This window comes from Rhodococcus pseudokoreensis (assembly GCF_017068395.1).
Classification (GTDB): Bacteria; Actinomycetota; Actinomycetes; order Mycobacteriales; family Mycobacteriaceae; genus Rhodococcus_F; species Rhodococcus_F pseudokoreensis.
The window spans coordinates 1723725-1746003 of record NZ_CP070619.1 but is presented as its reverse complement, the minus strand read 5'-3'; the positions used below and the strand labels follow the sequence as shown (position 1 = coordinate 1746003).

Sequence of the window (22279 nt, the reverse complement as noted above, 5' to 3'; positions counted from 1 at the left end):
TTCTTCCTTTACCAGCTCGACTTGTGGACGCCTGGCAGCTCCCCGCGGTGCGCCATCTCGCGAACACGCACGCGAGAGAGCCCGAACTTCCTCAGGTGGCCGCGCGGACGTCCATCCGCAGCGTCTCGATTGCGCAATCGTACCGGACTCGCGTCGCGGGGCAGACGCTGCAGTGCCGCCCGGGCTTCCGCGCGCTCGTCTGCGCTGCTCGACGGACGGCGGATGGTCTCCTTCAGCTCCGCGCGGCGCTCGGCCCAGCGCGCCACGACGATCTTGCGTTGCTCGTTCTTCGCGATCTTCGACTTCTTTGCCATGGGCGGTGTCTTCTACTTCTCTTCTCGGAAATCGACGTGCTTCCGCACAACCGGGTCGTACTTCTTCATCACCAGACGGTCCGGGTCGTTGCGGCGGTTCTTGCGGGTCACGTACGTGTATCCGGTGCCCGCCGTCGACTTCAGTTTCACGATCGGGCGGATCTCGTTGCGGGCGGCCATCAGACCTTCTCCCCGCGGGCCCGGATCCGGGCGACGACGGCTTCGATGCCGTCCCGGTCGACGGTCTTGATGCCCTTCGCGGAGAGCGTGAGGGTGATCCGCCTGCCCTCGCTGGGCAGGAGATACGTCTTCTTCTGGATGTTCGGATCCCAGCGCCGGTTGGTGCGCTTGTGGGAGTGGGACACGGACTTGCCGAATCCTGGCTGGCGTCCGGTCACCTGGCAGTGCGCCGACATGGGCGTTCCTCTCTGCCCTCTGCGATAACTACGCGAGAAGGTTATGACAATCATTTTCGACAACGACGAGATTCCAATGTAGCGTTCGGGCCACATAATGACAATCGTTATCGAAAGGGTGCTCGTGAACGAGATACTCGACGGCCGGACGCCGCTGATCCTGGTATCCGGCTGGAACGGCCCCACCGAGGACGCGGCGCGCTCGCTGCTCCGCGACGGCACCGTCGTCGTGCATCACGACCTCGACCTCGTGCACGAGGGCGTCGTGCGCCGCACCGTCACCACGATGGAGTCGGGGGCGCCACGCGAGCGACTCCGCATCCTCGAACTGGCACACGGCTGCATCTCCTGCACGCTGCGCGAGGATCTCCTCCCGCTGATCCGCCGCCTGCACACCCGCAGTTCGGTGCAGCGCATCGTGTTGCACCTCGACCGCAGGCTCGGACCCGAGGCCGTCTGCTGGGCGGTCGAGCACGTGTCGGTGTCCGGTGTGGTCGGGCAGATCGACGGTCCGGCGTCGCGGGACGTGCGCGTCGACGGCGTCATCACCTGCCTCGACGCGGGGTCGTGGCTGGCCGACGCCACCGGCGACGACGCGCTCGACGACGACCGCACCGTGGCGCAGGTCGCGGTCGGGCAGGTGGATTTCGCCGACGCCCTCGTCGTCTCGGGCAGCGCGGGCGACGGCTGGCAGCAGGCAAGGCTCCACGCCGTCCTGGCCCGGCTCGCACCGGGCGCACCGATCAGCTGGGGCGGGGACACCCCCGACGTCGAGCGACTGCTCCTCGACATTCCGGCCGGCGCGCGACGCGGTGAGCCGTCCCATGCCCACTCACCGCTGCTGCGCGGGCAGCCGCCGCTGTCCCACGACTGCGGCGTGATGCTCGTCGAGTTCACCGCCACCCGGCCGTTCCACCCGGAGCGACTGCACGAGGCCGTCGACGTCCTCCTCGACGGCGTCGTCACCGCGCGCGGACGCGTGTGGGTCGCGACTCAGCCGGACGAGGCGCTGTGGCTCGAGTCGGCCGGTGGGGGACTGCGGGTGGCGGCCGCCGACCGCTGGCTGGCCGCCATGACCCCGGAGGAACAGGAACAGGTCGGGGTCGCGCGTCGTGCGATGGCCGCGCTGTGCTGGGACGAACGCTTCGGCGACCGGCACACGTCGATGGTGGTGCTGGTGCATGCCGCCGACCCCACCGAGATCGACCGCACGCTGCAGTGGGCGCTCGTCACCGACGACGAACTCGCGGACGAGGCCGGATGGCAGTCGTGGCCCGACCCGTTCGGGCACTTCCACGAAGACCCCTGCGAGAGCAGCGAATCACCCTATGCAGAACCCGAATCGAGAGAGGGACACGAATGAAACCAGGAATCCATCCCGACTACCACCCCGTTGTGTTCCAGGACGCGAGCACCGGAACCACGTTCCTCACGCGGTCGACGCTGACCAGCGACCGCACTGCCGTGTGGGAGGACGGCAACACCTATCCGCTGGTGGTCGTGGACGTGACCAGCGAATCGCACCCGTTCTGGACTGGGGCGCAGCGTGTGATGGACACCGCGGGTCGCGTCGAGAAGTTCGAGCGCCGGTACGGAGTGCGCCAGCGCCCGTGAGTACTTGTTAACCGCCCCACGTTAATAAGTACTCACGGGCCGAAGGCACGCCGTGCGAACCTTGGCGGGTGCTGCTGTACATCCTGGAACTGGTGGGCATCGCGGTGTTCGCGGCGTCGGGCGCCCTGGTGGGGGTGACGAAGCGCCTCGACATCTTCGGTGTGTGCGTGGTCGGTGTCTTCACCGCCCTGGGTGGCGGCATCGTCCGCGACGTCCTGCTGGGCATCCACCCGCCGACGTCGCTGGGTAGCTGGCCGAACCTCGGCACGTCGTTCGGCCTGTCGTTGCTGGTGTTCTTCCTGCATTCGACTGTCGGAAAACTCCGCCGGGAGATTCTGGTGCTGGACGCCCTGGGGATGGGCCTGTTCGCGAGCACGGGCGCGGTGATCGCGCTCGACCACGGGGCCAGTCCGCTGGCGTCGTGCCTCATCGGCGGCACGGCGGCGATCGGCGGCGGCATCCTGCGCGACGTGCTGGTGAACGAGGTCCCGTTGCTGCTGCAGCGGGACTTCTACGCGGTGCCGGCGCTGCTTGGTTCGGCGCTGGTCGTCGCGGTGAGCGAGTGGGGTTCGGGGACCGATGTGGCGCTGGTGGTGGGGACGGTGTTCGCGTCCGCGCTGCGACTGGTGGCGCTGTGGCGGAACTGGGGTCTGCCGGGTCCGCGCGTCGTCGAGTGACCGGCGACATCCCCATTAGAGGTCCCTTCTCAGACATATCTCAGTTGATCGGGCCAAACTGTCGGGTATGCGCATTTTGGTGGTCGACGACGATCGCGCCGTGAGGGAGTCCTTACGGCGGTCTCTCAGCTTCAACGGGTACTCGGTGGAACTGGCCGTCGACGGTATCGATGCTCTCGAGAAGGTCGCGAACGCGCGCCCCGACGCGCTGGTGCTCGATGTGATGATGCCGCGACTGGACGGTCTCGAGGTGTGCCGCCGGTTGCGGAGCACCGGCGACGACCTGCCGATTCTCGTCCTGACGGCGCGCGACTCCGTGTCGGAGCGGGTGTCGGGCCTGGACGCCGGAGCCGACGATTACCTGCCGAAACCGTTCGCCCTCGAGGAGCTGCTGGCCCGGTTGCGTGCGCTGCTGCGCCGCGCCGCCCCGGAGCCGGGCATCGATTCGGAGAAGATGACGTTCGAGGACCTCACGCTCGACCCGGTCACCCGCGAGGTGACGCGCGGCGAGCGGTCCATCAGCCTCACCCGCACCGAGTTCTCGCTCCTCGAGATGCTGATGGCCAACCCGCGCCGGGTGCTGACCCGCGGCCGCATCCTCGAGGAGGTGTGGGGTTACGACTTCCCGACGTCCGGCAACGCGCTCGAGGTGTACATCGGGTATCTGCGCCGCAAGACGGAGGCGGACGGCGAGACCCGCCTGTTGCATACCGTCCGCGGGGTCGGCTACGTGCTGCGGGAGACTCCTCCGTGATGGCTGTTCCGTTCCACAGAACTGCCCCCAAGTCGGGGGCGGCGAAGCACGACACGCACCACATTTCCCGGCACCCCACAGGACCGATCCCGTTACCGCCCGAGATGCGGCCGCCGATGCCGTTGACCCGGTCGGTCTCGTTGCGGTGGCGGGTGACGCTGCTCGCGGCGTCCGTGGTGGCCATCGCGGTGGCGGTGATGGCGATCGCGGCGTACGCCGTGGTGTCGCGGGCCCTGTACGCCGATGTCGACAACCAGCTGCGGAACCGCGCGTCCGCGCTGATCGACAGCAACCTCGTGACGTTCGATCCGCGCTACATCGCGGGCGCGACGCTGTACACGACGGACATCAGTGTGGCGCTGGTCTTTCCGGACCTCGACACGTACACGCCCCCGGGTTCCAATGTGCCGATCGGCGAGCCGGAGCTGTCGGTGGCGCGCGGCGAGCAGGAGACGTCCCTGCGCACCGCCGACAATCAGCGGGTGCTGGCCGAGCGGACCCAGGACGGCAGCACGCTGGTGATCGCCCAGCGGCTCGCGCCGACGGGGGCGGTGCTCGACCGGCTGGCCTGGGTGCTGTTCATCGTCGGCGGGTGCGGGGTGGTCCTCGCGGCCGCCGCCGGAACGACGGTGGGACGCACCGGTCTGCGTCCGATCGCCCGGCTCACCGCCGCCACGGAACGGGTGGCCCGCACCGACGACCTGACACCGATGCCGGTGACGGGCAACGACGAACTCGCACGGCTCACCGAAAGTTTCAACACCATGCTGAGGGCGCTCGCGGAATCGCGGGAGCGGCAGAGCAGGCTCGTTGCCGACGCGGGACACGAACTGCGGACGCCGCTCACGTCGCTGCGCACCAACATGGAGTTGCTGATCGCATCGAGTCGTCCTGGTGCGCCGCACATTCCGGACGAGGACATGGCCGAACTGCGCACCGACGTGGTGGCGCAGATCGAGGAACTCTCGCAGCTGGTGGGCGACCTCGTCGACCTGGCCCGCGAGGATGCACCGGAAACCGTCTTCGAGAGAGTCGATCTCAGTGAAGTGGTGGACCGCAGCCTCGAGCGCGCGCGACGCAGGCGCAACGAGATCGACTTCACCGCCGTCACCGTTCCCTGGTTCGTCTACGGCGACCACGCGGGATTGTCGCGGGCGGTGCTGAACGTCCTCGACAACGCGGCCAAGTGGAGTCCGACCGGCGAGCAGGTGCGGGTGGCCATGAGACCGGCAGGCGACGGACTTCTCGAGCTGACGGTCGACGACGCGGGCCCGGGCATTCCGGAGGAGGACCGGGAGCTGGTGTTCGACCGCTTCTACCGGTCCACGGCGTCACGCTCGATGCCCGGCTCCGGGCTGGGCCTGGCGATCGTCCGGCAGGTGGTGGTCAAGCACGGCGGCACGATCGCGGTGGACGTCTCCGAACGGGGCGGTGCGCTCATCCGCATCGTCCTTCCGGGGGAACCCGAAGCGGAATAGGCTCGAAGCTCGAGGTCTCGGCTAACTCAAAGGCCGGTCTCAGGACCCTCTCAGTCCCACCGGGCACTCTCGTAGACAGAGACGGTGCGACTGCCCCTGCGGGTGGTCGCGGGAGATGGAAGTGATGCGATGACCGAGGATCGAAACAGCCACGACGGCGACAGCCGCGAGAACGCCGGTGGCGACCGGGGCGGGCGCCCCGACCAGCCGGCCAACCCACAGCCGCAGCCGCCGACACAGGGGTACCACCCGACCGAGCAGTTCCCGACCACTCCGCACAACCCGGCGGGCGGTCCGGCGGGGCAGCAGGCCTACGGCGCCGGGTATCCCCAGGGCAATCCGTACGGTCCGCCGCCCCAGCCCACCCAGCAGTTCGGGCACCCCCAGCACGGGGCTCAGGGACATCCGGGTGCCCAGCATGCGGCCGGGCAGCCCGGGACGCCTCAGGGCCCGTTCCCCGGCCTGCAGGGGCCCGGACAGGCCGGAGCGGGATCGACCGTGACCGCGACGAAGCGTCCCGCGCGCACGGCGATCGTGGTGGGCGCCGTGGCGCTCGCCCTCGTGAGCGGCGGCATCGGCGGCGTCGTCGGTTCCCTGGCGACGGATCGCAACGGCAGCGGCGCCGCGGTGACCAACTCCCTCGACGCCCCCAAGAACAACACCGCGACCCCGGCCGCGAATGCACCGGCGGGGTCGGTGCAGGCGGTCGCGAACAAGGTGGTCCCGAGCGTCGTCCAGATCGAGGTTGCGACGGCAGGCGGTTCCGGCGGCGAGGGATCCGGCATCGTCATCTCGTCCGACGGCATGATCCTCACCAACAATCACGTCGCGGGCGCGGCCGCCAAGGGCGGCAAGCTGACGGTCGCGTTCTCGGACGGCAGCACGGCCGACGCCAAGCTGGTCGGCGCCGACCCGGTATCCGACCTCGCGGTCATCAAGGTGGACGGCAAGACGAACCTCACTCCGATCGAGCTGGGCACTTCGGGCAACGTGCAGGTCGGACAGCAGGTCGTCGCGATCGGTTCGCCTCTCGGGCTCGCCGGGACCGTCACCGAGGGCATCATCTCGGCGCTCAACCGCCCGGTGTCCACCAGCGGTGAGTCCGGCAACCAGAACACCGTCATCGATGCCCTGCAGACGGATGCGGCGATCAACCCGGGCAACTCCGGCGGCGCCCTCGTCAACATGGACGGTCAGCTGATCGGCATCAACACCGCCATCGCGAGCATCGGCGGTTCCGGCGCGGGCGAGCAGAGCGGTTCCATCGGTCTCGGCTTCGCGATCCCGGTCGACCAGGCGCGGCGCATTGCGGACGAGTTGGTCAAGACGGGCAAGGCCACCCAGGCCGTCATCGGGATCCAGGTCCCGTCGCAGGACGCCGCCAACGGTGCCACCGTCGTCGAGGTCACGTCGGGCAGCCCGGCGGAGAAGGCGGGAATTCCGAAGGGCTCGGTGATCACCAAGGTCGACGACCGGGTCATCACCAGCGGCGACGCGCTGATCGCCGCCATTCGATCGCACGCACCGGGAGACAACGTGTCCATCACCTACACCGACGGGAACGGGTCGAATTCCAAGACCGTCGACGTCACGCTCGGAACCGCCGAACAGGGCGGCCGCTGATGAACACGGGGATTCTCGGGCAGGTCGAGTCCGTTCTGAACGGGGCCACTACGGTAGGGACCATGGACATCGAAGCCTCGCTGGCCGGCCGCGCGCTGGTGGTAATCGTCGACGACCGCACCGCTCACGGTGACGGCAAGGACTCCATCGGGCCTCTGGTGACGGAACTGCTGAACGAGGCCGGCTTCATCGTCGACGCCATCGTCGCGGTGGCGGCCGACGAGGTGGAGATCCGTAACGCGCTCAACACCGCCGTCATCGGCGGCGTCGACCTCGTCGTCTCCGTCGGCGGCACCGGCGTGTCGCCCCGCGACGTCGCCCCCGACGTCACCGCCGAGGTCCTCGACCGCGAGATTCCGGGAATCTCGGAGGCCCTCCGGTCGTCGGGTCTCGCCGCCGGTTCGCTGGACGCCGGCCTCTCCCGCGGGCTCGCCGGTGTGTCCGGCAGCACACTCGTGGTAAACCTCGCGTCCTCGCGCGCCGCGGTCCGGGACGGCATGGCCACCCTGACGCCGCTCGCGGCACACGTGATTTCCGAATTGTCCGGTCTGGAAGGCTGAGACGATTTCTCGTTCCGACGAGCCGGGTTCGCGCAGCGAGCCCGACGAGCAGGCAGTTCCGAGCCGGGCCCCGATCGACAGGGCCCGGCTCGAGCGCATCTTCGGGGACGTCTTCCCCGACACCACCGCGGACGAACGCGAACCCGGCGAAGGGTCCTCCTCCGGCACCGCCGGCGACGAGTGGCTGCGCCGCCAGCGCCCCCCACATCACGGGTAGTTATCTTCGAAACCCTCACCTTAAGCAAATCGTGATCTGCGGTCGTGGGTTGCGATCAGCGTGAGTTTTTGTGCTATGACCCAGTGGAATTTTTCTGGGCGAGGAGCCGTTCCCAGCGTTCTTTCAGGTGTCACATTTCGGTCAGAACAGACATCCTTCGAGCTCGTGAACCGAATGTAAACGTTACCGAACTTAACGTGAACGGCCAGTGAACCTGCTGGTCACAGAGTTGTCGAGTGGTCGGAATTCTCTCTCAAATCCCACACGTTGGACACGTTTCGGGGTGTGGCATACATCACGATTCTGTTTCGGCAGGAATTAATTGCATAGGCAACCACCCGCCGGTTACTGTCCTCGGCGAGTCAGTACTGGAGATGGAGGGCAGGGTCGATGTGCCGTTGCCCAGTCGGAACTCTGACGTTTCGTCAGTGATTTCGTCTTCAGCGCGGTTATCGAGCTGTGATCATCCGTAGTTCACTCTGCGGACATCACAGCTCTGGATACTGCGCTGGGCCCGACATGGACCACTCCTCAGTCTCGAAGGTCGTGACTGGGAACCAGCAGAATCCTGATGAGGGGAACGAATGAGCGAGAACCGAAAGACCGGCCTGCGCCGTGGAGCCCGCATTGCCGGCCTTGGTGCCGCTGCGGCTGTAGTCCTCGGCCTGATGTCCACGGGTGCGGCCAACGCCGACACCTTCGTGCCGCTGCCGGGTGGCGAAAAGGTCGTCAACGCGGGAAGCGTCACGGCCAAGATCGCCCGCAACGCGGAGAGCGCTCTGGTTTCGCCGTCGCTGGCCGCCAACGGCGCGGGCCGCGTTGCGTGGGTTTCGGGTGACGTGTTCGCCGAGCTCGGTGGCGAGATCCCGGAGGAAGGCGCCACGCTGACCACCGGTTACATCGTGGGTTGCCAGCTCGACATCACCGGTCTCGAGGGTGGCATCAGCGGCAGTATGTCGCTTGACGGTCCGAGTGCCAGCGGTTCGCTGAGCCTGCCGATCGCGCCGGGTGAGGTCAAGTTCGCGAAGATCAAGTCCAAGACGGACCTGAAGCCGGGTGTGTCGGCGATCCAGTACCGCGATCAGCAGATCGAGGTCCAGGGCTGCGGCGGTTACGCCCAGGCCCGCGCGTACACGATCGTGGAGGTTCCGGGGAACCACTACGTCAAGACCACCCTCTACGGGCAGCCCTTCAGCATCGGCTGATCGCTCGTAAGCAGATCTCACTTCACGACTTCTCGCATAAGCGACATTCACCCTAGAGGGGAACAATGAACAGCAAGACCCTGCGCCACGGCGCCAAGGCTGCCGGTGTGGTTGCCGCGGCCACCGTCGCGATCGGCCTTCTCTCCACCGGTGCGGCCAACGCCGACACCTTCGTCCCGTTGCAGGACGGCACGATCACCCAGACGCTGCTCGACGGCTCCGTGGTGACTGTGCGTACGACCGGCAACTCCGCGAACATCAGCCCGTCGATGGGTTCGACTCCGCTGCACCGCAACGTGTGGGCGTCCGGCACGATCGACGTGTCCATCGAGGGTGGTACCGCCAAGGGTGGCACCATCGACGCCGGTTACATCGTGGCCTGCCAGCTCGACTTCGGCGGTAGCGCAAGCGGTGGCGCCTCTGCCAGCGCCGGGTGGGACGACATCCAGGCCGGTACGGTCGGCGATCCCGTCAGCCAGACCGGCACCAAGGTCGGCGGTGGAATCTCTATCGCTCCGGGCCAGGCCACCAACGTGCCGATCCTCGACATCGAGTACACCGACGACTACGGCGCCGAGGCTCACAAGAGCAGCTTCAAGTTCACCGGCAAGAGCGGTGGCTTCACGTACTCGGACGAGACGTTCGGTGTGTCCGGTTGCGCCGGTTACGCGCAGGCTCGCTCCTACGCGAAGGTTGCGGTCTCGACCGAGTCGGTCGACGGCACCGTCACCCTGTGGGGACAGCCCTTCAGCCTCGGCTGACGCATGACGCCGAAAAAAAATTGAACAATGTAGTACCTCGGGATTGGGGGCGTACGGCACTTCCGTACGCCCCCAACCTCGCTCTATGCACTGTTACGCATGTCACAGTTCGGACACGGAGCCGGGACCGGAGGCCGATTCGGACACGTAGCTATAACATTTGGACGTTGTTTCAGCTAACTTTATCCCGTCAATAGGTAAAGACTGCCTACTCGAACGCCGGGTAGGTGGTACCTGATGAGGGGAAAGAATGAGCGAGATCCGTAAGTCAGGCCTGCGCCGTGGGGCCCGCGTTGCCGGCCTTGGTGCCGCTGCGGCTGTAGTCCTCGGCTTGATGTCCACCGGCGCTGCCAATGCCGACACGTTCGTGCCGCTGCCGGGTGGCGAAAAGGTCGTCAACGCGGGAAGCGTCACGGCCAAGATCGCCCGCAACGCGGAGAGCGCTCTGGTTTCGCCGTCGCTGGCCGCCAACGGCGCGGGCCGCGTCGCGTGGGTTTCGGGTGACGTGTTCGCCGAGCTCGGTGGCGAGGTGCCCGAGGAGGGCGCCACCATCACCACGGGTTACATCGTGGGCTGCCAGCTCGACATCACCGGTCTCGAGGGTGGCATCAGCGGCAGTATGTCGCTCGACGGCCCGAGTGCGAGCGGCGCGCTGAGCCTGCCGATCGCTCCGGGTGAGGTCAAGTTCGCGAAGATCAAGTCCAAGACGGACCTGAAGCCGGGTGTGTCCGCGATCCAGTACCGCGACCAGCAGATCGAGGTCCAGGGTTGCGGTGGCTACGCCCAGGCCCGCGCGTACACCATCCTCGAGATCCCGGGGAATCACTACGTCAAGTCGACCCTCTACGGGCAGCCGTTCAGCATCGGCTGATTGCCGCACCCGAACAACCAACCTTTTCGATCCTGTGGGCCGCCCCGGGTGGGCCCGCAGTAAGCAACCCTAGAGGGGAACAATGAACAGCAAGACCCTGCGCCACGGCGCCAAGGCTGCCGGTGTGGTTGCCGCGGCCACCGTCGCGATCGGCCTTCTCTCCACCGGTGCGGCCAACGCCGACACCTTCGTCCCGTTGCAGGACGGCACCATCACCCAGACGCTGCTCGACGGCTCCGTGGTGACTGTGCGTACGACCGGCAACTCCGCGAACATCAGCCCGTCGATTGGTTCGACTCCGCTGCACCGCAACGTGTGGGCGTCGGGCACGATCGACGTGTCCATCGAGGGTGGAACCGCCAAGGGTGGCACCATCGACGCCGGTTACATCGTGGCCTGCCAGCTCGACTTCGGCGGCGAGGCCAGTGGTGGCTCCGCCGGTGGAGCGTCGTGGGACGACATTCAGGCCGGTACGGTCGGCAACGCGATCAGCACCGGCGACACGTCCGTCGGCGGTGGAATCTCTATCGCTCCGGGCCAGGCCACCAACGTGCCGATCCTCGACATCGAGTACACCGACGACTACGGCGCCGAGGCTCACAAGAGCAGCTTCAAGTTCACCGGCAAGAGCGGTGGCTTCACGTACTCGGACGAGACGTTCGGTGTGTCCGGTTGCGCCGGTTACGCGCAGGCTCGCTCCTACGCGAAGGTCTCGGTCTCGACGGCTTCGGTCGACGGCACCGTCACCCTGTGGGGACAGCCCTTCAGCCTCGGCTGATATTCGTTCCAGACAAGACTCCGGGCCCGTGCAAGCAGCTGCTGCACGGGCCCGGAGTCGTCGCAGCGCTATTCGCGGGTCTGCTCGAGCTTCGCGGCCTTCTCTGCCGGCATGGCGTGCGCTCCGTCGGAACTCGCTGCGGCCCCGTCGGTTTGGAGGCTCGCTTCGAGGATGTCGCGGATCTGGATCAGCAGGTCGGCCTCGCTGGCCTTCTTGTCTGCGGGTTCGGTGATGAACCGCTTCTTCGCGGCGTTGGCCGGGACGATGAGAATGAAGTACACGACCGCGGCGATGATCACGAAGTTGATCACGGCCGTGATGACGGCACCGATGTTGATGAAGGTGGCCGGGTTGTCGGCGATGATCTGATAACCCCAACCCAGGTCGTTGGCGCCGCCGGCAACGGCGATCAACGGATTGATCACGTTGTTGGTGAACGATGTGACGATGGCGGTGAACGCGGCTCCGACTACGACCGCGACGGCTAGGTCGAGGACGTTCCCCCGGAGCAGGAAGTCCTTGAATCCCTTGAGCATGTCGGCGTCTCCTCGAGTGGGTGGCAAGTCATCCAGCACTGTCTCCCGGAAAAGCCTAGATCAGCCCGGCTCAGCGTGGCGGGTCACTGAAAGGTCACGGTGATCGCGCTCGTGAGGGATGCCGCGGCCACCGTCGTGGCGTCCGAGGCCGGAAGCGCCAGCATCACCACCCGTTCGCGCTGGTCACGTCCGTTCTCGGACGGAGTCACCAGCACGACGACCGCGCGGGACGCCAGGACGGTGGCGCCGGACCGCCGGTCCGGATTCGCTGGTGTGTCGGGATCGACTGTCAGCACGTCGACGCGATCGCCCTCACGGAGGAGTTCCGTGACGGCGGGGTCGGCGAGCCGGACGGGGACGATCCGGGCGTCGTCCATGCCCGCTGCGGCAGCGGCCAGACGGGGGCCCAGTACCCGGATGTCGGTGAGGGCTTCTCCGGCGCGGGTCGGTCCGGCGAGGGTGCGTCCGTTTACGTCCGCCAGAGCGGTGACAGCCCCGTCGGGGAGGCTCCCGGCCTCGAATTCGACCAGGTCCACGTCGGCGTCCGTGAGGACGACTCCGGGTTGCAGATCACGTGCGGCCACCACGACCGCGGAGCGGGCAGAGCCGGGATCCCCGCGGGCGAGGAGGGCCAGTGCGAGGCAGACGAGCGCGGCGGCCAGGATGCGTCTGGCGGCGAGGGTGCGGGCCCAGCCGGGGTGGGTGAGATCCGACAGCCGGTCGGCCCATGACGGGCTCAGGCTTCGGTGTGCGCGGTTCGACCGGTGGTGACCGGTCTGGGCAGGGTCGAACGACATGGTTCGACGCTAGGAGACCGGGAGGCCCGTAGGTACGCCGAACGGGCCCGCCTGTGGATGGACGAGAAGTTGTGGATAACTCGCGGAAGCGCGAGAACTAGCTGGCAGCAGCCTTGGCGGGTGCGGCGGTCGCGGTGCTCGTGGAGCTGGACGAGGCCGTCGACGAACTTTCCGACTTGGCAGCGGGAGCAGAGTCGGTCTTGGCCGGCTCGCTGGCCGCTCCGGACGTGCCGCGGCTGTCGGTGCGGTAGAAACCGCTGCCCTTGAAGACGATGCCGACGGAGTTGAACAGCTTGCGCAGCTTGCCCGAGCATGCGGGGCAGACGGTCAGGGAGTTATCGCTGAACGACTGGACGATGTCGAAACGGTTGTCGCATTCCGTGCACGCATATGAATAAGTGGGCACTGGGTTCCTCCGCACTGTGTAGTCAAACCGCAGGTTTTAGCACTCTACAGTCGACAGTGCCAACAACGCTAATCAGGGAACTATTCCGGGCCCCGTGTGCCCTCGCTATTCGCCGAGCGCGACGAGTCCCGAGCCGGGCGTGAGGGCCCATCCCATACGCACGTCGTGGGGATCCTCCGGCAGTTCGGGCACCAGTTCCTCGTCGCGGACCATCGTGATCAGCCGCGCGCCGGGGGCGGCGAGTCCGAGGGTCCGGTCGTAGAAGCCCGCGCCGCGGCCGAGTCGCACGCCCCGCCGATCGACGGCCAGGGCCGGAACGAAAATGGTATCGGCCGAACGGATCTCGCCGGGTTCGTGTACCGGTCCGGTGGGTTCGCGCAGGCCGTAACTCGCGTCGGCGAGATTGTCCGCGCCTGTGAACTCGGACCAGTAAAGCGGGCCGGGACCGCGGGTGACGGGCACGAGGACGCGTCCAGAGACCCGCCGGAGCGCGTCGAGGAAGTCCAGCGACCCCGGCTCGAGCGCGGTGGGAACATAGGCGCAGACGGTCGATCCGCCGGCGACTTCCTGTGTGACGAGCGCGACGATCGCCTGGTCCTCGGCTTCGCGGAGTTCGGGGGTCAGCGCACGCCGCCCTGTGAGCACCAGTTGCCGCCACTCGTCCTTCGTTCGTGCGTGCATGCCCCAACCTTAGAGCCGGCCGGAGAGCGTCTCCGACGGGTTCCGGGAGGTAGCTGACAGGATCTTGGTGACTGACTGGTAGGTCCGCACAGTTAAGGTGTGGGCATGACAGACGCCGCCCCGCACACCGCCACTGCCTTTCGCACGGCTGTCGTGCCCGCAGCGGGAATGGGGACGCGATTCCTCCCCGCGACCAAGACCGTGCCGAAAGAGCTGCTCCCGGTCGTGGATACCCCAGGTATCGAACTCGTGGCCGGAGAAGCCGCCGATTCGGGTGCCGGCCGGCTCGTGATCGTCACGTCGCCCGGTAAGGACGGAGTGGTCGCCCACTTCGTCGAGGACCTCGTCCTCGAGAGCAAGCTCGAGGCCAGCGGCAAGTACCACCTGCTCGAAAAGGTGCGTAAGGCTCCCGGCCTGCTCGAGGTGGAGTCCGTCGTCCAGGACCAGCCCCTCGGCCTCGGCCACGCGGTCGGCTGCGCGGAGTCGGTCCTCGACGACGACGAGGACGCCATTGCCGTGCTCCTCCCGGACGACCTGGTGATGCCGCGCGGTGTGCTCGAGACGATGTCCCGGGTCCGCCGCAAGCGCGGCGGCACCGTCCTCTGCGCCATCGACGTCCCCAAGGACCAGGTGAGCGCGTACGGCGTCTTCGAAGTCGAAACGGTGCCCGACGCCACGAACCCGGACGTCCTCAAGGTCACCGGCATGGTCGAGAAGCCGGCCATCGAGGACGCACCGTCCACGTTCGCGGCCGCCGGTCGCTACCTCCTCGACCGGGCGATCTTCGACGCGCTCCGGCGGATCGAACCCGGCGCCGGCGGCGAACTCCAGCTCACCGACGCCATCGCCCTCCTCATCAAGGAAGGCCATCCCGTTCACGTCGTCGTGCACCGAGGCACGAGACACGATCTCGGAAATCCCGGCGGCTACCTCCGTGCTGCGGTTGACTTTGCGTTGGACATGGAAGAGTACGGCCCGTCGTTGCGCGAATGGCTGATCGACCGATTGAAGCGGACGGAATCCTAGAAGCTCGGGAGGCAAGAACTTGCGGTCGGTCGAGGAGCAACAGACGATCGTGACCGCGGCCGCGGTGGCGCCGCGGCCGGTCCGTGTGGCGATCTCCGAAGCCCAGGGGCTGCTGTGTGCCGAAGAAGTGGTCACCGAGCGGCCGCTTCCCGGGTTCGACCAGGCCGCCATCGACGGTTACGCCGTCCGTAGCGTCGACGTCCAGGCTGCCGGAACCGACATCCGGGACGACGAGGGCGCGCCCGTGGAATTGTCCCTTCCCGTGGTCGGCGAGGTCACGGCCGGTTCACGGCAGCCGATCCGGCTGCAGCCCCGTCAGGCTGTCAAGGTCGACACGGGCGCTCCGCTCCCGACGCTCGCCGACGCCGTCCTCCCGCTCGACCGCACCGACGGCGGCCGGGCCCGCGTCAAGATCTACAAACCGGTCCGCTCCGGCGACTACGTGCGCCGCGCAGGCGACGACGTGCAGCCCGGCGACGTCGCCGTCCGGGCAGGCACGATCATCGGCGCCGCTCAGGTCGGGTTGCTGGCCGCGGTGGGACGCGACAAGGTGCTCGTCCATCCTCGTCCCCGGCTGTCCGTCATCTCGGTCGGTGGCGAACTCGTCGACGTCGACCGCACCCCGGGGCCCGGTCAGGTCTACGACGTCAACTCCTACGCGCTGGCCGCCGCCGCCCGCGACGCCGGCGCCGACGTCAACCGGGTCGGTATCGCGAACGCCGACGCGCGCCGTCTGCGCGAGGTGGTGGAGGGTCAGCTGATCCGGTCGGAGATCGTCGTCATCGCGGGTGCGGTCGGCGGCGGCGCCTCCGAGGACGTGCGGGATGCGCTCGCCGATCTCGGCAACCTCGAGGTCGACCGGGTCGCGATGCATCCGGGATCGGTCCAGGGATTCGGCCAGCTCGGCCGGGACGAGGTTCCGACGTTCCTGCTCCCGTCCAATCCGGTGAGCGCCCTGGTCGTGTTCGAGGTGATGGTGCGCCCGCTGATCCGCATCGCACTGGGTCGCAGGCAGCCGATGCGCCGCGTCGTCACCGCCCGCACCGTCGCTCCCATCACGTCGATCGAGAACCGCAAGGGTTTTCTCCGTGGTCAGCTCATGCGCGACGAGGCCACGGGGGAGTACCTCGTCCAAGCTCTCGGCGGGGCGCCGGGCGCGTCCTCGCACCTGCTCGCCACGCTGGCCGAGGCCAACTGCCTCGTCCTCATCGAACCCGAGATCACCGAGGTGCGGACGGGTGACCAGGTCGATGTGGCGTTCCTGGCGCAGCGTGGCTGATGACACTGCGGCAGTGTGAGACGAAATGACACAGCATCCGGGTTGGCCTCCGCATCTCGGGCCCCTGCGGGTGAAGGGTGGCGTCGTCACGGTGCGCGCCATCAGGTTGCGTGACGCGGCCGCATGGAGCCGTCTGCGCACCCGCGACCGCGCGCACCTCGAACCGTGGGAGCCGACGGGGGAGGCGCCCTGGGAAGCGCGCCATCATATTTCGGGATGGCCCGGACTGTGCAGCAGTCTGCGTTCGGAGGCGCGGAAGGGCCGGATGCTGCCGATGGCCATCGAACTCGACGGCAATTTCTGCGGCCAGATCACGATCGGCAACGTGGTGCGGGGTGCGCTGCGCTCCGCGTGGATCGGGTACTGGGTGGCCAGCGACGTCAATGGGCTCGGCGTGGCCACCGGTGCGCTCGCGCTCGGGCTCGATCACGCCTTCGGCCCCGTGGGTCTGCACCGCGTGGAGGCCACCGTGCGTCCGGAGAACCTGGCGAGCCAGGCGGTACTCCGCAACGTCGGCTTCCGTGAGGAAGGTCTGCTCGCGCGTTATCTGGACGTCGACGGGCAGTGGCGCGACCACATTCTGGTCGGCATGACCGTCGAGGACGTGCCCGGCACCGTCGCGGATTCGCTCGTGCGGAGTGGCAAAGCCACCTGGGCGTGACCGCCGGCGCCGTCTGGGCGTGACCGGTGAACCACCCGGATATGTCCGCCGAATCGGACATGGACAAACGTCCAGCTACGTGGCAGTTATTTCACGGTATCAAAGCTCCCCGACCGGGACTCCGCTTTCGGCGAGTCTTTGCCCGATCGTTTCCTTCGTCTGTCCGGGGCATGCCGAGCGCCACATTTTCGCGTTACGCATGTGACACCTGAGTATGGTGAGATCGGCGCGTCTGCGAAGATGTGCGTGTTCATGCGGTTAGCCTGGATGGGTCAACAGCGGTATCCATGCTGGTAGACGATTGGGAGGAGGTCGCCGAATGCCGAACTCGTTTCTCTGGATCGGGCTCGTCGTCGTGTGGCTCTTCGTCCTGGTCCCAATGCTGGTGAACAACCGCCCCCGAATTCGGCAAACCAGTGACGCAGCACTCGCGACGCGCGTGCTGCACCGCGGCGACGAACGTCCCGTGCAGCGTGGACCCGCGGCAGGGCACCGCAGCGACCCGTACTGGCAACCGGAACCGGACCACTACGGCTACGACGCGGAGGACCTTGTGGACACTCACGCAGAGGAAGACGATTTCGACGGTGAGCGGGCCCCGGTCGGCGAGTACGTGCCGGTACGCCGGGGACGCGGCGGCTTCGATCCCGAGGCCGACGCGATCGCGCGCGAGGCACGCTACGGGTTTCGGCAGCGATCGCTTCTCGGGCTGGTGTTCGCGACGATCATGTCGGCGGCGCTCGGCCTGATCATCTCCCCGCTGATGTGGTGGGCGTTCGCGGCCGGCGTGGCCGGTCTCGTCGCCTACATGGCGTACCTGCGCCGGCAGGTCCAGATCGAGCAGGAGATCCGTCGGCGGCGGACCGCGCGTCTCAATCGCTCGCGGCTGGGTGTCGAGTCCCGGAGCGACGACGAACTCCGGCTCATCCCTGCCCGGTTGCGGCGTCCGGGCGCCGTCGTCCTCGAGGTGGACGACGAGGATCCAGAATTCGATCATCTCGAGCACTTCGACGACGAGCCGATGCAGCAGGCGACGATGCGCCGGGCTGCCGGTGAGTAGCCCTCGGATCCGGGCCGAAAGCCACGTCGGTGCAGGCGATTCGCTCCCTCCGCGGGTTGCCTGCTAGAGTTTGCCGAGCGGATCGCAGGATCCGCGCGGGGCTGTGGCGCAGTTGGTAGCGCGCTTCGTTCGCATCGAAGAGGTCAGGGGTTCGATTCCCCTCAGCTCCACCACAGAAGAGGCACTCACTCCATCCGGAGAGGGTGCCTCTTCTGCGTTCCGGCCCAGGTAAGTGCCGTCGTCGGGCGGTCGGGGCTCCTGGCATTCCGGTCCAAATTTGCCAAAAGGTAACTGAATGCTGTGTACTGTCCGTAGGTCATCAAGGGGTCGATCGCACGGGGTGGAAATACATGCAGGCAATGCGCAAGATCTCGAAGTTTCTCGAGCCGGCGACAGTGGTCGCGACCATCACCGCGACGATGTTGCTGGTGAACGTTCTGTGAACTCCCGCCGGCTTGACGGCGTCGCGAAGACCCTGACCGATCAGCACCTCCAGGCGGTAACGCCGAGCCCGTAGGGGTTCACCGAAGCTGCTCGAGTCCCACCTGACTCGGGCATCGCTGGTGGTGCCGGTTCCCCGACACCGGCACCACCAGCACCTCCGCTCGATTCGCTCGTTACCATGACAGCGGCGATGTCGCCGTGAACGTGGTGTCGTGTCGTGAATACGAGGGGGGTGCATGGTGAGCGCGCGTCGTGTCTTGCGAAGGCTGACCGTGGTCGGGTTGGCTGTGGCCTTCTTGTCCGGGCTCGCCTGGATCACTGTGTCGGCGTTCCCGTCCGACGCCGTCGCGGGCCCCCAGTACCACGAATGCGACGGCGGCCGCTGCGAAGGCGGTTCCACCGGGTCTCCCGGCGGCGGCAAGCCCGATCATCCCCATCCACCGTGCGAGAGCCGGCGCGGATGCGGTGGCGGAGAGCCCAGCGAGACACAGGAACCCAGCGAGACGGCCGAGCCCACCAAGCCATCCGAGACGGCCGAGCCCACCAAGCCGTCCGAGACCGGGGAGCCGTCCGGGACCACGGAACCGTCCGAGACCGTCGAACCCACGGAAACGTCGAGCCCTTCGACGTCCCGCGCCGTGGTCGCTCCGCCCCGTCCGATCCAGTTGCCGCCCCCGGCCGAACCGAAGGTCCTGCGCCCGGACACGTCCGGAGGCGACGATTCCGGTGACGTGGGTTCCGGAGACGTAGGTTCCGACGCTGCTGCCGCCCCGGGCGCGGAGAGTCCGGCCGCGCCCCCGGCGTCCGGGGGAGCCTCGGCAGGAGGGTCCGGTCCCGGCGCCGCGGCAGGCCCGGGTGCGAGCGATTCCACGGATTCCGCGCCACAGGACCGGCCCGCGGGGGAGACGCCCGGTAGCGACGCTCGGGCGCCCGGCGCGCAGGCGCCTGCCCAGGGCGATCCGGATGCCGCGCCGCCGGGAATGGTTCCGGTGGTCCACAGTGAGCCGTTGCCCGCGATCACCGTTCTCGGTGGGGTCGGCGTGCTGCTGTGCTGCGCCGGCGGAGCGGGTGCGCTGACCTTCAAGGGTGCTCGCGCACAACAGGCGCGCATCGCGGCCGCTCGGGCGGAATTCTTCCCGCCCGCTTCGAATGGAGGGGTGTAGTCGTGGGGGCGAACAGATCTCATCGTCGGGTGGCGGCGGCCGTGGACGCGGTGTGTGACGCGGCGGCCAGAGCCGAGGCAGTGACGCTCCGGCACGTGGTGGACGCGGTGGCCCGTGAACGGCAGCGTTCCATCGAACTCGATTTCACGAAGCCGATGGCACCCGGGGTCTGCGGCCAGCGACGTGCCTACCCGGACCGGGACGTGATCGTGCTGGCGCCGGGCCTCCCGGACCTCGACCGCACGCTCGCGCACGAGTTGGGTCACATCGTGTTTCGGCACGAAGGCGCAGAGATCGTGGCCGCGACCCTCGAGGCCGGCGACGATCTGATCGCCTACATGCTCAGCCAGCGGTCGCGACGGCGGGGAGAAGAACAGCCGTCCGACGAGGTGGCCGAGTGGGAGGCCGAGACGTTCGCGTCGATGCTGCTCATCCGCTTGAAGACGATGCAGGGGCGCGGTACTCCCGTGTCCGTGCTCCGGTACGACGAGGCGATCGGCTGATGGGCTGGCTGATTGCGCTGGTCGTGTGGACGGCGGCGGGTGCCCGGATCGGCCGGGTCGCCGCGCGTCAGCCGACGCCGCTGCGGGTGGCGATGGTGGTGGCTGTGTCCAGCGCGGCAATCGCGTCGACGCTGGCCGTTCCGGACGTCGCCGGTCGACTCGACACCCTGGCCCCGACGGCCGGCCTGTCGGAGATCGTCCTCGAACTGGCATGGACGCTGTTCGCCGCCGCGAGCGCGGTCGGCGCGGTCTCCGTGTGGCCGATACTCCCGCGTCCGGCGCTGCGTGCGGTTGCCGTGATCGTCTACACCGTCGCCCTCGTGCTCGGAATCGGGCTTGCCGGTGGAGTTCCCGTTCCCGCGCTCGTGTTCATCGTGATCGCGCTGACCGCGGTGGTCGTGACCGGCGGCAGGCACGTCGCGTGGACCCCGCTCGGCCGGGGAATCTCGCTGATCGTCGTCGGATCCGCGACGGTCCTCGTGGCAGCCGTCGTGGGACTGGTGCGTGAGCTGTCGGGGCAGAGGTGGATCGTCGGCTCCTCGCCTGCGTACACCGTCGCGGCCGTGATCGTGTCGGTCGGCACCGTCTGGGTGCTCGTCGAAACCTGGCTGCGCGCACGGCAGGACCTGCGCCGCACGGACACTCTGCATTCGGTGCTCGTCACCCGGTTCCCCGAAGTGGTCGAGGGCGACGGCAAGGGCAGCACGACCGTCCTCCGCGCCTCCGACGCCGTCGCCCATGTCATGGACGCGCTGTACCTGCAGGCGGGCGCCGGCATGCTCGACGCGGACGAACCGAAACTTCCGGAATCGACGGCCGAGCGCGCCCAGATTCTCGCGCGCTGGATCCACGACCCGGTCGCCTCGGACGTCCTCGACACCGAATGGATCGCGCCGCCTCAGGGCATGTCGCCGCGCCGATGGGTCCTCGAACTCGCGGATGCGTACACCGAGTTCGGCACGTCGGCCCCGGCTCCCGCGCGGGCGGACACCGCGGATTCGGCCGCGGACTAGGCGGAGCGGCCCGTGACGCCGGTCAGTCCGGCGAACCGGTGACGAGCCACCCGCAGGGCGCGGCGAGGTCCTCGGCCTCGGGCGGTCCCATGGATCCGGCGGGGTACGGCTTGGCCGTGGGAGGGTCACGCAGGAGCGCGTCGGCGACGGTCCAGACGTGGGCCAGGCCGTCGGGGCGCGTGAAAAGCGACCGGTCGCCGTGCAGGACGTCGAGGATGAGCCGCGAATAGGGTGCGAGGGCGTGGCCGAGTGGCACCGTGTCGAGGGGCAGCCCCAGGTGGCCCACCGACAGGCTGTCGTCGGGGCCGGGTTCCTTGACGACCATGGCGATGTCGATCTCGCCGTCGCCCTTCAGATCGAAGGTCAGGACTGCGCCGTCCGGTGGAATGTCGGTGAGTGGGCCCTGCGGACTGCGGAAGACCAGGCTGACCCGCTGCTTGCTGACGCCCAGCATCTTTCCGGTGCGGAGGAGGAAGGGCACTCCCCGCCAGCGGTCCGTGTCGACCCACAACCGGGCGGCGACGAACGTCTCCGTCGTGGAATCGTCCGCGACGCCCTCGACGTCGCGGTACCCCTCGTATTGGCCGAGCACCACGTCGGCGGTATCGAGGGGACGGAACGTCCCGATCACGGATTCCCGGGCCGATTGGAGATCGTCGGCGTCCAACGTCTCCGGCGGTTCCATCGCGATCTCGGCGGCGACCTGGAACAGATGCGTCACCAGCATGTCCAGGACGGCGCCGGTGGCGTCGTAGAACCGGGCGCGGTCGTCGATGTCGAGTGTCTCGGGCACGTCGATCTGTATCTGCTCGACGTGTTCCCGGTTCCAGACGCCCTCGATCATCCCGTTGGCGAAGCGCAGGATGTGCAGGTTCTGGGTGCTCTCCTTGCCGAGGAAGTGGTCGATCCGATAGATCTGCTTCTCGTCGAGGACGTGGTGCACGGCTTGGTCGAGTTCGGTGAACGCCTCCTGGGAAGTCCCGAACGGCTTCTCGTACACGACGCGTGCGCCGCGGGCCAGATCGTGAGCGCCGAGCGCACGGGTGGTCTCGGCGAACGTGCTCGGCGGCAGCGCCAGGTAGTGCACCAACTGTGCATCGGCCGCGCCGAGGTCCTGCCGCGCCTGCTGCACGGCCGTGGGGAGTGATCCCGGGTTGTCGGGAGTGAACCCGCCGCCGGCGAATCTCAGCCGCCGGGCGAACGGTTCCCAGTCGGCGTCGTCGTGCGGCACTCCGAACTGGTTCACGACGTCGTGCACGTGGTCGCGGAACTGATCGTCGGAGACGTTGCCGCGCCCGGTGCCGATCAGCATCCACTCGGAGTTCAGAAGCCCCGACAGGGCGAGCTGGAAGAAGGCGGGGAGGACCATGCGTTTGGACAGATCTCCGGTGGCACCGAAGAGGACGAAGATCGTGGGACCGAGCTGCGGTCTGTCAACCATT

At 67.9% G+C, this 22279-nt stretch carries 26 protein-coding genes and 1 tRNA gene; 19 read left to right on the top strand and 8 right to left on the bottom strand.

Annotation, left to right across the window (positions count from 1 at the left end):
• Window positions 1-8 precede the first annotated feature (8 nt).
• Genes rpsN through rpmB form a run of 3 tightly spaced genes read right to left on the bottom strand, consistent with a single transcriptional unit; the run spans window position 9 to window position 730 of the window.
• Window positions 9-314 (bottom strand): 30S ribosomal protein S14, encoded by a 306-nt coding sequence (gene rpsN, locus JWS13_RS13530; RefSeq protein ID WP_087558673.1) that lies wholly within the window; start codon window positions 312-314, stop codon window positions 9-11.
• Between the two features lie 12 nt (window positions 315-326).
• Window positions 327-494 carry a 50S ribosomal protein L33 gene (rpmG, locus tag JWS13_RS13525; RefSeq protein ID WP_005238642.1) on the bottom strand — a complete coding sequence of 56 codons (168 nt, stop codon included), beginning with the start codon at window positions 492-494 and terminating at the stop codon, window positions 327-329.
• A complete protein-coding gene (rpmB, locus tag JWS13_RS13520) occupies window positions 494-730 on the bottom strand; it encodes a 50S ribosomal protein L28 (RefSeq protein ID WP_124389227.1) in 237 nt (78 codons plus the stop codon). The genes rpmG and rpmB overlap by 1 nt, the downstream gene beginning before the upstream one ends.
• Window positions 731-827: 97 nt before the next feature.
• Between rpmB and mrf the strand changes: the two genes are divergently transcribed.
• The 11 genes from mrf to JWS13_RS13465 all read left to right on the top strand — a co-directional run bounded on the left by mrf (window position 828) and on the right by JWS13_RS13465 (window position 11268).
• The gene (gene mrf, locus JWS13_RS13515) at window positions 828-2093 is read left to right on the top strand and encodes a ribosome hibernation factor-recruiting GTPase MRF (RefSeq protein WP_206005946.1); all 1266 of its coding nucleotides are present in this window, start codon (window positions 828-830) and stop codon (window positions 2091-2093) included.
• Window positions 2090-2344, top strand: coding sequence for a type B 50S ribosomal protein L31 (locus tag JWS13_RS13510; RefSeq protein ID WP_124389229.1), 255 nt, complete (start codon window positions 2090-2092; stop codon window positions 2342-2344). Before mrf ends, JWS13_RS13510 begins: the two co-directional genes overlap by 4 nt.
• A 68-nt stretch (window positions 2345-2412) precedes the next feature.
• On the top strand, window positions 2413-3021 hold the full coding sequence (locus JWS13_RS13505) for a trimeric intracellular cation channel family protein (protein ID WP_206005945.1): 609 nt from the start codon (window positions 2413-2415) through the stop codon (window positions 3019-3021).
• Between the two features lie 67 nt (window positions 3022-3088).
• The gene (locus tag JWS13_RS13500; RefSeq protein ID WP_087562455.1) at window positions 3089-3775 is read left to right on the top strand and encodes a response regulator transcription factor; all 687 of its coding nucleotides are present in this window, start codon (window positions 3089-3091) and stop codon (window positions 3773-3775) included.
• Window positions 3775-5253, top strand: coding sequence for a sensor histidine kinase (locus JWS13_RS13495; RefSeq protein ID WP_087562454.1), 1479 nt, complete (start codon window positions 3775-3777; stop codon window positions 5251-5253). The genes JWS13_RS13500 and JWS13_RS13495 overlap by 1 nt, the downstream gene beginning before the upstream one ends.
• 129 nt (window positions 5254-5382) lie before the next feature.
• Window positions 5383-6876, top strand: coding sequence for a S1C family serine protease (locus JWS13_RS13490; RefSeq protein ID WP_206005944.1), 1494 nt, complete (start codon window positions 5383-5385; stop codon window positions 6874-6876).
• Window positions 6876-7436 carry a MogA/MoaB family molybdenum cofactor biosynthesis protein gene (locus tag JWS13_RS13485; protein ID WP_005567398.1) on the top strand — a complete coding sequence of 187 codons (561 nt, stop codon included), beginning with the start codon at window positions 6876-6878 and terminating at the stop codon, window positions 7434-7436. The genes JWS13_RS13490 and JWS13_RS13485 overlap by 1 nt, the downstream gene beginning before the upstream one ends.
• A gap of 801 nt (window positions 7437-8237) precedes the next feature.
• A complete protein-coding gene (locus JWS13_RS13480) occupies window positions 8238-8858 on the top strand; it encodes an MspA family porin (RefSeq protein WP_206005943.1) in 621 nt (206 codons plus the stop codon).
• Window positions 8859-8923: 65 nt separating this feature from the next.
• Window positions 8924-9619 (top strand): MspA family porin, encoded by a 696-nt coding sequence (locus tag JWS13_RS13475; protein ID WP_206005942.1) that lies wholly within the window; start codon window positions 8924-8926, stop codon window positions 9617-9619.
• Between the two features lie 250 nt (window positions 9620-9869).
• Window positions 9870-10490 (top strand): MspA family porin, encoded by a 621-nt coding sequence (locus tag JWS13_RS13470; RefSeq protein ID WP_206005941.1) that lies wholly within the window; start codon window positions 9870-9872, stop codon window positions 10488-10490.
• 82 nt (window positions 10491-10572) lie between these two features.
• On the top strand, window positions 10573-11268 hold the full coding sequence (locus tag JWS13_RS13465; protein ID WP_206005940.1) for an MspA family porin: 696 nt from the start codon (window positions 10573-10575) through the stop codon (window positions 11266-11268).
• Between the two features lie 68 nt (window positions 11269-11336).
• Here the strand turns inward: JWS13_RS13465 and mscL are convergent, their stop codons facing one another.
• From mscL to JWS13_RS13445, 4 genes are all read right to left on the bottom strand, one after another.
• Entirely contained in the window at window positions 11337-11804 is a 468-nt protein-coding gene (mscL, locus tag JWS13_RS13460) for a large conductance mechanosensitive channel protein MscL (RefSeq protein WP_087559978.1), read from the bottom strand.
• Between the two features lie 83 nt (window positions 11805-11887).
• Window positions 11888-12601, bottom strand: coding sequence for an SAF domain-containing protein (locus tag JWS13_RS13455; protein ID WP_206005939.1), 714 nt, complete (start codon window positions 12599-12601; stop codon window positions 11888-11890).
• Between the two features lie 97 nt (window positions 12602-12698).
• On the bottom strand, window positions 12699-13007 hold the full coding sequence (locus JWS13_RS13450) for an FmdB family zinc ribbon protein (protein WP_015889437.1): 309 nt from the start codon (window positions 13005-13007) through the stop codon (window positions 12699-12701).
• A 105-nt stretch (window positions 13008-13112) separates the two neighbouring features.
• Window positions 13113-13688: a 5-formyltetrahydrofolate cyclo-ligase gene (locus JWS13_RS13445; RefSeq protein WP_206005938.1), complete on the bottom strand. Its 576-nt coding sequence runs from the start codon at window positions 13686-13688 to the stop codon at window positions 13113-13115.
• A 105-nt stretch (window positions 13689-13793) separates the two neighbouring features.
• On the opposite strand from JWS13_RS13445, the gene JWS13_RS13440 reads away from it, so the two are divergent.
• The 8 genes from JWS13_RS13440 to JWS13_RS13405 all read left to right on the top strand — a co-directional run bounded on the left by JWS13_RS13440 (window position 13794) and on the right by JWS13_RS13405 (window position 20837).
• The gene (locus JWS13_RS13440; protein ID WP_124389238.1) at window positions 13794-14714 is read left to right on the top strand and encodes a UTP--glucose-1-phosphate uridylyltransferase; all 921 of its coding nucleotides are present in this window, start codon (window positions 13794-13796) and stop codon (window positions 14712-14714) included.
• Window positions 14715-14733: 19 nt separating this feature from the next.
• The gene (gene glp, locus JWS13_RS13435; RefSeq protein ID WP_015889440.1) at window positions 14734-15993 is read left to right on the top strand and encodes a molybdotransferase-like divisome protein Glp; all 1260 of its coding nucleotides are present in this window, start codon (window positions 14734-14736) and stop codon (window positions 15991-15993) included.
• 25 nt (window positions 15994-16018) lie between these two features.
• Window positions 16019-16654 carry a GNAT family N-acetyltransferase gene (locus tag JWS13_RS13430; protein ID WP_015889441.1) on the top strand — a complete coding sequence of 212 codons (636 nt, stop codon included), beginning with the start codon at window positions 16019-16021 and terminating at the stop codon, window positions 16652-16654.
• A gap of 319 nt (window positions 16655-16973) precedes the next feature.
• On the top strand, window positions 16974-17714 hold the full coding sequence (gene sepX, locus JWS13_RS13425; protein ID WP_095861226.1) for a divisome protein SepX/GlpR: 741 nt from the start codon (window positions 16974-16976) through the stop codon (window positions 17712-17714).
• 97 nt (window positions 17715-17811) lie between these two features.
• A tRNA-Ala gene (locus tag JWS13_RS13420) sits at window positions 17812-17887 on the top strand.
• A 558-nt stretch (window positions 17888-18445) separates the two neighbouring features.
• Complete coding sequence (locus JWS13_RS13415; protein ID WP_241032581.1) at window positions 18446-19321, top strand: cell surface protein; 876 nt, start codon at window positions 18446-18448, stop codon at window positions 19319-19321.
• 2 nt (window positions 19322-19323) lie between these two features.
• Window positions 19324-19824: an ImmA/IrrE family metallo-endopeptidase gene (locus JWS13_RS13410; RefSeq protein ID WP_206005936.1), complete on the top strand. Its 501-nt coding sequence runs from the start codon at window positions 19324-19326 to the stop codon at window positions 19822-19824.
• Window positions 19824-20837, top strand: a complete 1014-nt coding sequence (locus JWS13_RS13405; RefSeq protein WP_206005935.1) for a hypothetical protein — start codon at window positions 19824-19826, stop codon at window positions 20835-20837. Before JWS13_RS13410 ends, JWS13_RS13405 begins: the two co-directional genes overlap by 1 nt.
• Before the next feature lie 22 nt (window positions 20838-20859).
• Here the strand turns inward: JWS13_RS13405 and JWS13_RS13400 are convergent, their stop codons facing one another.
• Window positions 20860-22278 (bottom strand): glucose-6-phosphate dehydrogenase, encoded by a 1419-nt coding sequence (locus tag JWS13_RS13400; protein WP_206005934.1) that lies wholly within the window; start codon window positions 22276-22278, stop codon window positions 20860-20862.
• Between the last annotated feature and the right edge of the window lies 1 nt (window position 22279).

Excerpts from the sequence above, each read along its gene's own strand:
- JWS13_RS13405 (WP_206005935.1), top strand. The coding sequence starts at position 19,824 with ATGGGCTGGCTGATTGCGCTGGTCGTGTGGACGGCGGCGGGTGCCCGG.
- JWS13_RS13465 (WP_206005940.1), top strand. The coding sequence starts at position 10,573 with ATGAACAGCAAGACCCTGCGCCACGGCGCCAAGGCTGCCGGTGTGGTT.
- JWS13_RS13475 (WP_206005942.1), top strand. The coding sequence starts at position 8,924 with ATGAACAGCAAGACCCTGCGCCACGGCGCCAAGGCTGCCGGTGTGGTT.
- JWS13_RS13455 (WP_206005939.1), bottom strand. The coding sequence starts at position 12,601 with ATGTCGTTCGACCCTGCCCAGACCGGTCACCACCGGTCGAACCGCGCA.
- JWS13_RS13495 (WP_087562454.1), top strand. The coding sequence starts at position 3,775 with ATGGCTGTTCCGTTCCACAGAACTGCCCCCAAGTCGGGGGCGGCGAAG.
- JWS13_RS13470 (WP_206005941.1), top strand. The coding sequence starts at position 9,870 with ATGAGCGAGATCCGTAAGTCAGGCCTGCGCCGTGGGGCCCGCGTTGCC.
- JWS13_RS13480 (WP_206005943.1), top strand. The coding sequence starts at position 8,238 with ATGAGCGAGAACCGAAAGACCGGCCTGCGCCGTGGAGCCCGCATTGCC.
- sepX (WP_095861226.1), top strand. The coding sequence starts at position 16,974 with ATGCCGAACTCGTTTCTCTGGATCGGGCTCGTCGTCGTGTGGCTCTTC.
- mscL (WP_087559978.1), bottom strand. The coding sequence starts at position 11,804 with ATGCTCAAGGGATTCAAGGACTTCCTGCTCCGGGGGAACGTCCTCGAC.
- JWS13_RS13485 (WP_005567398.1), top strand. The coding sequence starts at position 6,876 with ATGAACACGGGGATTCTCGGGCAGGTCGAGTCCGTTCTGAACGGGGCC.
- JWS13_RS13400 (WP_206005934.1), bottom strand. The coding sequence starts at position 22,278 with ATGGTTGACAGACCGCAGCTCGGTCCCACGATCTTCGTCCTCTTCGGT.
- JWS13_RS13430 (WP_015889441.1), top strand. The coding sequence starts at position 16,019 with ATGACACAGCATCCGGGTTGGCCTCCGCATCTCGGGCCCCTGCGGGTG.
- JWS13_RS13510 (WP_124389229.1), top strand. The coding sequence starts at position 2,090 with ATGAAACCAGGAATCCATCCCGACTACCACCCCGTTGTGTTCCAGGAC.
- rpmG (WP_005238642.1), bottom strand. The coding sequence starts at position 494 with ATGGCCGCCCGCAACGAGATCCGCCCGATCGTGAAACTGAAGTCGACG.
- JWS13_RS13440 (WP_124389238.1), top strand. The coding sequence starts at position 13,794 with ATGACAGACGCCGCCCCGCACACCGCCACTGCCTTTCGCACGGCTGTC.
- JWS13_RS13445 (WP_206005938.1), bottom strand. The coding sequence starts at position 13,688 with ATGCACGCACGAACGAAGGACGAGTGGCGGCAACTGGTGCTCACAGGG.
- JWS13_RS13490 (WP_206005944.1), top strand. The coding sequence starts at position 5,383 with ATGACCGAGGATCGAAACAGCCACGACGGCGACAGCCGCGAGAACGCC.
- rpsN (WP_087558673.1), bottom strand. The coding sequence starts at position 314 with ATGGCAAAGAAGTCGAAGATCGCGAAGAACGAGCAACGCAAGATCGTC.
- JWS13_RS13500 (WP_087562455.1), top strand. The coding sequence starts at position 3,089 with ATGCGCATTTTGGTGGTCGACGACGATCGCGCCGTGAGGGAGTCCTTA.
- rpmB (WP_124389227.1), bottom strand. The coding sequence starts at position 730 with ATGTCGGCGCACTGCCAGGTGACCGGACGCCAGCCAGGATTCGGCAAG.
- mrf (WP_206005946.1), top strand. The coding sequence starts at position 828 with ATGACAATCGTTATCGAAAGGGTGCTCGTGAACGAGATACTCGACGGC.